The organism is Kitasatospora sp. HUAS MG31 (genome assembly GCF_040571325.1).
Lineage (GTDB): Bacteria > Actinomycetota > Actinomycetes > Streptomycetales > Streptomycetaceae > Kitasatospora > Kitasatospora camelliae.
This window is the reverse complement of sequence record NZ_CP159872.1, coordinates 6,791,211-6,800,117: the sequence shown is the minus strand read 5'-3', so window position 1 is coordinate 6,800,117 and position 8,907 is coordinate 6,791,211. Positions and strand designations below refer to the sequence as shown.

Sequence of the window (8,907 nt, the reverse complement as noted above, 5' to 3'; positions counted from 1 at the left end):
TGTCCATGCCTGCACCCGAGTACCAGCTCACCGAGTCCAGCCGCATCACCCGCGACCAGGGCGACATCTTCCGGCTCGTCTACACCCGTCCCGACGGACAGCTGCACGGCCACTTCTTCCCAGCCGACACCCTCGCCTGGCGGGCCGCCGAACTCGGCCTCGACCTCGACGCGGACCGCGAGCAGCTGATCGAGGTGGTCCTCCACGAGCCCTGGATGGAAACCGACCAGACACCGCCCGCCAACACCCGGGCCGGGCGGGCAGCGGCGCACCTGGCGCGCGTGGCCGACGCCAAGACCCGCGTCACCATCACCCACGTGAAGGCCAAGGCCGGCGGGCCGCACCCGCTCGACATCCTGCGCGAGCACCGCCCCGACCCGGCGCGCGTCGCAGCCATCCACGCCCACGTCCACGGTGCCCGTCAGCCCAACCCGTTGCCGCTCGATGCCGCCGGACCCGCTCGGCGCGCAGCCCTGGAGGCCTGATGTCCACGACCACCACCCGCCTCGGCCTCTACAAGACCGCCTCCGATGGGTCCGAGCTGGTCAATGTCGTCACCGACCTCCTCAACAACCTCGATGCGATCGACCTCAACATCGGCTACCGCGACTGCACCTCCAGCACCAGGCCGTCCACGGTGTGGAAGGGCCTGCCGATCCGCGAGTCCGACACCGGGCGCCTCTACGTCTCCAACGGCAGCTCGCCGGCGTCCGCTTCGTGGGTTGAGATCCCCTCCGCTGGCGCTGCCGTCCTCGCTGCGATGACGTTCTCCGGCGCCGTGTCCCTCAACTCCACGCTGACCGTGACCGGCGCGACCGTCCTCAACTCCACCCTGCGGGCCGTCGGCGCCACCTCCCTCAACAGCACCCTCGCCGTCACCGGCGCGACCACACTCAGCTCGACCCTGGCCGTCACCGGCAACACCACCCTCAGCGGCAACCTCACCGTCTCCGGCATCGGACAGACCCAGGCCGTCACCAAGTCCGCCACCCAGTCCGTCACCAGCTCCACCACCCTGGTCAACGACACCCACCTGCTGCTGCCCGTCGCAGCCAACGCGGAGTACCACCTCGAAGGATTCGTGGTCTACGACGGGGCGTTCTCCGCTGGCGACTTCAAGTGCGACTGGTCCCTGCCGGCCAGCGCGTCCATGCTCTGGGCCGGTAACGGCATGTCGACTGGCGCCGGCGGCGGCCTCACCGCCAACACCCAGGCCAGCGGCACGACCGTGGCCTTCGGCACCTACGGTGCCGGCCCGCCGTACACGTCCCTCTCGGTGCGCGGCCGGATCGTCACCGCCGGCACCGCGGGGAACGCCCAGTTCAAGTGGGCGCAGAACAGCTCGAACGCGACCGCCACCCGGGTCCTCGCCGGGTCGTGGATCCGCCTGATCCGAGTCGCGTGAGGAAGGATCCACCGATGGCTGACCCTCAGATGACCGTGCCACTCGCGCCGGTCCTGGACGAGTACATCCGAATGCACAGCGAACTCACGCTGACGGTCACCCAGCTCCGTGTGCTCGTGGCGGAGCGGGATCGTGAGCTGGCGGACGTGAAGGCGAAGCTGGCGGCTCTGGAGGGGCAGGCGCAGCCGTGGCCGGAGCAGGCCGGGGCGGTCGGCTAGGAGCGGGCGTCGCCGCGGTTGGGCTGGCCGCTGGTGTTGGAGCCGTGGTAGTTCCAGATCCAGGTCCGCTTCGGGAGGTGCACGATGTGGGCGCCAGCGGCGAGGCACTCCACGGTGAAGAGGAAGTCTTCTCCAAATCTTTCCCCGTCGATCAGCGCCCCCGGCGGGGGTTCGCGGAAGCCGACCGTCTGTGCGAGTTCGGTCCGGACGAGCACGGTGATCGTAGTCTGGGTGGGGTTCGCCGGGTCGAAGGGCTTGCCGAAGTGGGGCAGCGGGTCGGAGCCGAACCCGACGGGCAGGTACCAGCTGTAGACGTAGTCGGCGCCGGTCTCCTCGGCGCAGGCCATCAGCTCCGCTAGGTGCTCAGGTCGGAACTGGTCGTCGGAGTCGAGGAACGCGGTCCACTCCGTGGTGACCTTCCGCAGCCCGCGGTCCCTTGTCGCGGCGGCGCCGGCCTGGTGGAGATCCTGCTCAACCAGGATCGCTGATGCGGGCAGGGTCTGGCCCAACACGCTGCCGACCGCCCGCTTCGTCATGCCGTTCCGGACCCGGGCAGGGTGAGTGGGAACGACGACTGAGATGCCGAGCTGCATAGTGTTCCTCCTCAGGGGCGGAAGGTGGCGGGTGTCTGCTCGGCAGGGATGGTCGCCTGCGTCCGCTTCACTGACGGGATCGCAAACAGTGGTTCGGGCCGCTCAAGGGCTGCGAGTTCGTCGTCCGTGATGCCGAGAGCGTGAGCCAGATCGAGGAGTTCGGGGCAGTCGTTCAGGTTCTCGACGTTGGGGCCGCAGTCGTCATAGCCGCAGCCATCGCAGGCCGTCGAGTAGAAGCTGACGCCAGTGCCGAGGCAGTGCCGGGCGAGGATCCGCCGATCGGCCTCACAGCGACGCAGGGCATCAGCGACAAGACCGGGATCGTGCAGCGGTTCCTGAGCCACCTTCTGTGCGAACCGTGTGCGTGCTTCGACGACCTCGGTGATCCATTCGTGCAGGTTCATGACCCGTCCTTGAGTGCCCTGCGAATGCCTTCTTCCAGGCTGACGCGGGGCTGGTAGATGGAGAGCAGCCTGGTCGGGTCGGCGACGCGGTACTGCACCCCGTCGGGGGCGTCGAGGCGGTGCTTGAGCTGCGGCCGGTAGCCGGCCTCGCTGCACACCATCTCGGCGAGCTGATTGAAGGTGGTCGCCCTGCCGGTGCCCAGGTTGACCGGGCCGGGCACATCCTGATCAACCGCCGCCAACGTAGCGCCCACTAGATCATCCACATGGATCCAGTCCCTGACTTGCCGGCCGCTGCCCCAGATCTCGAACGGGTTCGCCCTCCGGCGCGCCCGGTCGATGAAGGACGGGAACGGGTAGTCCAGGCTCTGGTCCGTGCCGTACCCGGACATGGGGCGCAGCACGTGGACGCGGCAGCCCTCCGCCTCGGCGTACTGGGCGAGCTGTTCGCCGGTGAGCTTGGCGAGCCCGTAGGTGGCGTCGGGCCGGCCGGGACGGTTGAGGTCGATGTCGTCCTCGTGAAGCCGGTGGCCGCTGTCCTCTCCCTGCAGGGCGACCGGGTACGCCGCCGAGCTGGAGTAGTAGACGGCCCGCCTCGTCTTGGTGGCAGTGAGCCAGCGCATGAACCATGCGTCGAGCGCCAGGTTGGTGCCGACTCCGAGTGGCGAGCCGTCGATGCTGGCGCGGCCGCCGACGATGGCGGCGCAATGAATGGCGAGGTCGTAGCGGGTTCGGTCGGTGCGGAACAGGTCGAGGGCGTCGCCGCGGTGGGCGGCTTTCAGGTCGCAGGTGGTGACGTGCCATCCGCGCTCGTCGAGGGCGCGGTGGAGGTGGCGGCCGATGAACCCGGCGCTGCCGGTGAGGAGTACCCGCATCAGGAAACCTCCACGTCGAAGTCCGGCTCGGGCTCCGGCTGAGGGAAGGTCGACGGGCCGCGCCAGCGATGGTGGGAACGGTCGCGGGACATGGCGGCGGCGATCCGGGCGCACGCTTCCTCTGCCCACCGACCTGCGTCAACGGCAGCATCGGACACGTCGGTGCCGGAGCCGAGGACCTCATCGCCCTTCCACGAGTGGTTACGGGTCGGAATGCCCGGGCTGGAGGTCCAGTCGACTGTCCAGGACTCCACCGATCGACCGCGTCGCCGCCCCTTGCGCTGCCGCTGGAGTTGGAGTGTCACCTCGTGTACATCACCCTCGGGCATGACCACCCGTCCCGGTCGCTTCGGGCCCACGTCCTCGTAGGAGTAACGCACCGGGCCGAGCCACCGGTCGATCGGGTTGAGCACGGTGTTGCCATCCATCCACCGCGGGGTGCCCTTGGTCCACGAGTCCCGCGGGGCCCAGAGCTTCCACCAGAGGCTTCCGTCATGCGCCGCGACCTCGATCACCCGCGACTCGTAGGTGCCGGCGTTGAGGCGCCGCTGGATCCGGCGGCCGTAGTCGCCTGAGCTCAGGTAGAGGGCGCCGAGTCGGCCCAGTCGTAGGCTGCAGGCGAGGGCGTTCTCGCTGCCGTCGTTGCCGACCTTGAGGGTTGCTCCGAGGGTTCGGTATGTGCTGCGCCCGATGACGAGCTGGCCGCTGAAGGTGACTGTCGGTTGTGTCGGCCACGGGCCGGGTGTCTGCGGGCGGGCGGGGGGTGCGGGGGCCGCATCGGTTTTGGTTGGCGGCGCAGCGTCCGAGAAGGGCCCGGGGTAGCGCTGGCCGAGGCGCCACTGATCCGGGTCGAGGTCACCCTGGGGGCTCGGTCGGACTCCGCATCGGCCACACGCCACCCAGCGGGCGGCGCTGCGGGCCATGGCGGTGGTCGTGTCGTAGCCGTCGACGACCGGCCGGTGGCCGAAGATTCGGCACAGCAGGATCAGGCGAGGCATGTCGTTCAGGTAGAACGACCGGTTGACGAGGGTGCCAGCCTCGTGGCCGTCGATCTTCTCGTGGTCAACGATGTGCAGCCGGGCGCTCACTGCTTCTCCCCGAGGATGATCTGGAACTGTCCGACGGTTTCGTGGCGGAGCACGGTGTAGCCGCCCTGCTCGATCAGGGCCCGGTAGCCGTCGTGGTCCCAGGCCCATGCGTGGCACTCGTCGTGGGACTCGGGGCTCTCGTTCCACGGGGATGACGCCACCAGAAACCGGGAGTGCCCGCCGATCCAGCGGACCGCGTCGTGCGGGTCGGCCAGGTGCTCCAGCACCTCGGTGCAGACCGAGATCGAGCCGAGGGTGACCGCGGCACGGTCGGCGCCGAAGACGTCGAGGGCGAACGCGCGGACGCCACGCTCCTCCCATCCGGCCCGGTTGGAAGGCTGGAAGTCGTAGCCCCAGTAGTGCAGTCCGACGTTCCACAGGAGGGAAAGCAGGCCGCCGTCGCCGCAGCCGAGATCGGAGACGGTCCGATCCTCACACGGCAGCCTCTCGGCGGCGTCCTGGATGAGGCGGGCCGCAGCCTCCAGGCGGGGCCGGTGGGTGGCCTGCTCAAGGTGCGGAGCCCGCTCTCGGTCCGCGTGGAAGGCGGCGGTGGAGACGTGCGGGACATCGCCCGCGAACAAGCGGTACTCGACCATGCCTAGTCTCCGTTCCGGTCGCTGACCACGTAGGCCTGGGCGTCGTTGTCCCAGGCGACCATGAGCACGTTGTCGTCAATGCCAACTTCGAGCCGTGAGTAGGGCGTCAGGGTGACCGCATGGGTCTTGGTGATCTCGCCGAGCTGGTCGAGTGCGGCAGCGAACCGGCGCAGTTGCTCGGCCGTCAGATTGAGTGGCGCGCTCACCGCAGGTACTCCCGGATCTGCTGGACCCACAGGTCCAGGTCGTTGGCCCGCCACCGCTCGAACACCTCGCGGTCGGCGTCGGATCGCTCGTCGGTGTTCGCCTCGGCGTAGCCCTCGTCCCAGGCGGCGCGGCCCGCGATCGGGTGGCAGTGCTCGACGACCACGTCCGGCAGGTAGGTGATCGAGCCGAGGGCCTGGCCAAGCGTCAGCCAGGCATTGTCGGCATAGAGGTGCACGATCCCCGGCGGCACCATGTGGTCGGTGGCGAGCACGATGTCGGACGTCATGGCGACCTGCGTCGGCAGGGCCTGGTGCTGGATCAGGTCGTCGCCGTAGACCAGGCCGGTGCCGAGGGCATCGAGGGCCTCGATGTACCGGGAGTCCCAGCCGACCGTGCGCGGCCGGTGATCGTCACCGAGGAACCCGATCCGCGGGCACTGGTGCGCGTACACCGGGGCGGCCGCGTTCAGGGTGCCGCCGAGGCGAAGCCGCGGGCCGGTGATGTGCCGGAGCCTGGGGTCGCCTGCGGCCCAGTCGTAGCGCTGCTCGTAGCCGGGGAGGTGCGGGTCGTCGTCGTCCGTGATGGCGACGAGGAGGGTGTCGGCGGTGCAGGTCTCCCGGAAGGCCAGCCACAGCTGCCACAGGTTCTCCGGGCGGCCGCGGGTCGGCACGAGCATGATGAGGTCAGGCACTGGATCCCTCCTGGCAGGTGTGCTCGGCGATGACAGCGGCGAGGAGTTCGACGTGCGCCGCGTCGATGGGCGCCGGCGGGTCGCCCCGCGTGATGAGGTACAGCGGCCCGGGCCGGTAGGTCAGGGTGTGGCACGCCGGGCAGCGGAAGACGGCCCGCCAGTGGTGCCTCAGCGAGCCCATCGGGTCCGACCCCGAGATGGTCAGGCCGTCGGGCTCGAACCAGGCCGCCGGGATCATCGGGTGTCCTCCGTCGGCTCCTCGTCGGCGAAGAGGAAGACGCTGCCAATCTGCAGTTCCTCGTCAGCGCCGTTGGCCCGCTGCAGCTCCCGGATCAGGGCCTCCACCTGCCGGCGGTACGCGGCCGCCTCGTGCTCCGCCACGGCGGCTCGCCGCTCAGCTGCGATCAGAAGCGGGAGCATCCCGCCGCGGACCCGCGCACCCCGCCTCACGACGTCTCCAGCCACTGCGGGTGGTCCATCGTCCACTGCACCGTGGACCGCAGGGAGTCCGCGAAGCGCAGCGGCGGCTTCCACCCGGCCTTGGCGAGCTTCGCCCCGTCGAGGGCGTACCGCAGGTCGTGTCCGGGCCGGCTGGAGTGGAAGTCGACCAGGTCCAGCTCCGGCTCTCCCAGGCCCATGGCGTCGGCAATGAGCCCGACCATCTCGACGTTGTCGACCTCGCGTTCGCCGACGACGTTGTACCGGGTGGGCCGGTCGTGGCCGTCGGCGTAGGTCTGCACCTCGGCGTTCCGGATCAGCCACAGCCACGCGTCGGCGAGGTTCCTCGCGTGCAGGTAGAAGCGGGAGCCGGGCTTGCCTGCGGGGCTGACGTGGACGATCGGGCGCTTCCCGGCGGCCAGGGCCCGCATGGTGCGCGGCACGAATTTCTCGGCGTCCTGCATCTCCCCGATGATGTTCATCGTGTTCGTGATCACCAGGGGCACGGCGTACGTCCGCCAGTACGAGATCGCGATGGCCTCCTGCGCGGCCTTGCTCGCGCTGTACGGGTTCGACGGGCAGATCGTGTCCCACTCGTGGTGGTCGTGATCCGGCGACGCCGGCCCGAAAACCTCGTCGGTGGACATCTGCAGGAACATCCGGGGCCGGACCAGCCGGGCGTACTCCAGCAGGTTCAGGATCAGGTCGACGTTGTTGCGGATGAACGGGCCGGGCTGCTCGATCGACCGGTCGACGTGCGACTCGGAGGCCACGTTGAGGATGTAGTCGATGTCGCCGAGCCGGACCGCAGTCGTCGTCGAGATCGGCGCCGCGAGGTCGCACATGACGACGTCGACTCGCTGGTGCCAGGCGTCGTTGCCGACGAGGGCTGAGGCGATGCGGTCCCCGTTGCCGCGGTGTCGGAACGTCACGGGGCAGACGATGTGCCAGTCCGTGTTGACGAGGAGGTGGCGCAGGACGTGGCTGCCGACGAAACCGCCGGCGCCGGTGAGAAGCACACGGGTCATCGCTGGGTCTCCGCGGGGGTGGAGGTCTCGGGGCAGTGGTGTCGGGCTATCAGGGCTCGGAGCAGCGGCCCGAACTCGGTGTGAGAGGTATCCGGAAGGCCGTCCTCAGGGATCTCCCGGCCGGGACCGAAGTCGCTCTCCTTCGCGTCGCATGCCGGGCAGAGGTACGTGACCTGCCAGTGGTAGCGGGGTCGCGGCATCGGGTCCGGGTTCTGTGCGACGACGACGTCGGCCCAGGCGATGCGGCGCTGGAAGAGGCTTTCAGCTACCGGGAGGTCGACTCTCGGCATGCCGTGATCACCTCCGCCCAGGCGTCGACGTTGCCCTCGATCGTCCAGTCGGCGGCCTGCCGTCGGGCGGCGGCGCCCATCTCCTCGCGCATGGCCTGGTCGTTGACGAGGTCGCGCAGGTACCGGCCCCACTCGTGGTCCCGGCGAACCCGGAAGCCGGTCTCGCCGTGCCGGACGAACGCGGCGTACGGCCCGTAGTCGGAGGCGATGACCGGGATGCCGAGCATCGCCGCCTCCAGGCAACGCAGCGCGGACTTCGAGGCGTTGAACACGTGGGCGCGCAGCGGGGCGAGCATCACGTCGAAATCGATCGCCCGCCAGTAGTCCGCCGGGGTCGCCGTCCAGCCCGTGTGCCGGACTCGCTCCCGGGCGCCGAACTCCTTGCGGTAGTCCGCGCCGATGAGGTGCAGCTCCGTGTGCGGGTTGCGGGCCATGACCTGCCGGAGCTGGGCGCCGATCTCCTGCACGTCCATGTGGTGCGTGGCGGAGCCGCCCCAGCCGATGGTGACCGCACCGTCGTCGCGGCGCGGCCGTTCGTGCTGCAGGAGCCAGGCGGGCAGGTAGTTCGGGACGACGTGGACGTTCGGGTTGAAGCGGCGCACCTGCTCGGCGAGGGGCTCCATGGTGACGGTGACCGCGTCCGCTACCCGGATGTTCGCCTCCAGGCGGGCCAGAACGTCGGGCTGGGTGAAGAACGCATGGGCCACCGGGGACGAGCCGTCGATGTTCCACAGGTCGTCGTCAACCTCGAACACCAGCCGCGGCCGGTCCGGGCGGCGGGACAGCTCCTGCCACACCGCCGAGGGGCCCTCGTTGCACACCCGCTGCCCGATCAGCGTGCGGGTCTCCAGGTGCTCCGACATCCGCTCAGAGAATGCCGTGGCGTAGCCGCGGGCACGGAGCGCTTCGAGTGGGAGCTGGATCCGGATCGTTCCGCATCCGGCGCGGTCGGCCATCCAGCCGAAAGCATCCAGGGGTGCCAAGGGGTGCCTCCTCGCGGGCGGTTCGCGGGCTTGACGCGGGGCCCAGGCCCGCGATGACCGGGCCCCGCTTGCGGCCGGCGGGCTGGGAGGC

At 69.8% G+C, this 8,907-nt stretch carries 15 protein-coding genes; 3 read left to right on the top strand and 12 right to left on the bottom strand.

The annotated features are described in order from the left end of the window. Nucleotides 1-5 precede the first annotated feature (5 nt). Genes ABWK59_RS30400 through ABWK59_RS30390 form a run of 3 tightly spaced genes read left to right on the top strand, consistent with a single transcriptional unit; the run spans nt 6 to nt 1,623 of the window. Nucleotides 6-485, top strand: a complete 480-nt coding sequence (locus tag ABWK59_RS30400) for a hypothetical protein (protein WP_354643855.1) — start codon at nt 6-8, stop codon at nt 483-485. Next, the gene (locus ABWK59_RS30395; protein ID WP_354643854.1) at nt 485-1,405 is read left to right on the top strand and encodes a hypothetical protein; all 921 of its coding nucleotides are present in this window, start codon (nt 485-487) and stop codon (nt 1,403-1,405) included. The genes ABWK59_RS30400 and ABWK59_RS30395 overlap by 1 nt, the downstream gene beginning before the upstream one ends. Nucleotides 1,406-1,419: 14 nt before the next feature. Beyond that, entirely contained in the window at nt 1,420-1,623 is a 204-nt protein-coding gene (locus ABWK59_RS30390; RefSeq protein ID WP_354643853.1) for a hypothetical protein, read from the top strand. On the opposite strand, the gene ABWK59_RS30385 is transcribed toward ABWK59_RS30390, so the two are convergent. The 12 genes from ABWK59_RS30385 to ABWK59_RS30330 all read right to left on the bottom strand — a co-directional run bounded on the left by ABWK59_RS30385 (nt 1,620) and on the right by ABWK59_RS30330 (nt 8,696). Further along, nucleotides 1,620-2,159 (bottom strand): glycosyltransferase family 2 protein, encoded by a 540-nt coding sequence (locus ABWK59_RS30385; protein ID WP_354643852.1) that lies wholly within the window; start codon nt 2,157-2,159, stop codon nt 1,620-1,622. The genes ABWK59_RS30390 and ABWK59_RS30385 overlap by 4 nt on opposite strands. A gap of 68 nt (nt 2,160-2,227) precedes the next feature. Next, the gene (locus tag ABWK59_RS30380; RefSeq protein ID WP_354643851.1) at nt 2,228-2,620 is read right to left on the bottom strand and encodes a hypothetical protein; all 393 of its coding nucleotides are present in this window, start codon (nt 2,618-2,620) and stop codon (nt 2,228-2,230) included. Then, entirely contained in the window at nt 2,617-3,495 is an 879-nt protein-coding gene (locus ABWK59_RS30375; protein ID WP_354643850.1) for an NAD-dependent epimerase/dehydratase family protein, read from the bottom strand. The genes ABWK59_RS30380 and ABWK59_RS30375 overlap by 4 nt, the downstream gene beginning before the upstream one ends. Next, a complete protein-coding gene (locus ABWK59_RS30370) occupies nt 3,495-4,583 on the bottom strand; it encodes a hypothetical protein (RefSeq protein WP_354643849.1) in 1,089 nt (362 codons plus the stop codon). Before ABWK59_RS30370 ends, ABWK59_RS30375 begins: the two co-directional genes overlap by 1 nt. After that, nucleotides 4,580-5,179, bottom strand: a complete 600-nt coding sequence (locus ABWK59_RS30365; protein WP_354643848.1) for a methyltransferase domain-containing protein — start codon at nt 5,177-5,179, stop codon at nt 4,580-4,582. Before ABWK59_RS30365 ends, ABWK59_RS30370 begins: the two co-directional genes overlap by 4 nt. A gap of 2 nt (nt 5,180-5,181) precedes the next feature. Then, on the bottom strand, nt 5,182-5,385 hold the full coding sequence (locus tag ABWK59_RS30360) for a hypothetical protein (protein WP_354643847.1): 204 nt from the start codon (nt 5,383-5,385) through the stop codon (nt 5,182-5,184). Then, nucleotides 5,382-6,077, bottom strand: a complete 696-nt coding sequence (locus ABWK59_RS30355) for a hypothetical protein (protein ID WP_354643846.1) — start codon at nt 6,075-6,077, stop codon at nt 5,382-5,384. The genes ABWK59_RS30360 and ABWK59_RS30355 overlap by 4 nt, the downstream gene beginning before the upstream one ends. Beyond that, nucleotides 6,070-6,315, bottom strand: coding sequence for a hypothetical protein (locus tag ABWK59_RS30350; RefSeq protein WP_354643845.1), 246 nt, complete (start codon nt 6,313-6,315; stop codon nt 6,070-6,072). Before ABWK59_RS30350 ends, ABWK59_RS30355 begins: the two co-directional genes overlap by 8 nt. Further along, nucleotides 6,312-6,458 carry a hypothetical protein gene (locus tag ABWK59_RS30345; protein ID WP_354643844.1) on the bottom strand — a complete coding sequence of 49 codons (147 nt, stop codon included), beginning with the start codon at nt 6,456-6,458 and terminating at the stop codon, nt 6,312-6,314. Before ABWK59_RS30345 ends, ABWK59_RS30350 begins: the two co-directional genes overlap by 4 nt. A 65-nt stretch (nt 6,459-6,523) precedes the next feature. After that, nucleotides 6,524-7,543: a dTDP-glucose 4,6-dehydratase gene (locus ABWK59_RS30340; RefSeq protein WP_354643843.1), complete on the bottom strand. Its 1,020-nt coding sequence runs from the start codon at nt 7,541-7,543 to the stop codon at nt 6,524-6,526. Further along, complete coding sequence (locus ABWK59_RS30335) at nt 7,540-7,833, bottom strand: hypothetical protein (RefSeq protein ID WP_354643841.1); 294 nt, start codon at nt 7,831-7,833, stop codon at nt 7,540-7,542. The genes ABWK59_RS30340 and ABWK59_RS30335 overlap by 4 nt, the downstream gene beginning before the upstream one ends. Next, nucleotides 7,809-8,696, bottom strand: a complete 888-nt coding sequence (locus ABWK59_RS30330) for a glycosyltransferase family 4 protein (protein ID WP_354643840.1) — start codon at nt 8,694-8,696, stop codon at nt 7,809-7,811. Before ABWK59_RS30330 ends, ABWK59_RS30335 begins: the two co-directional genes overlap by 25 nt. Between the last annotated feature and the right edge of the window lie 211 nt (nt 8,697-8,907).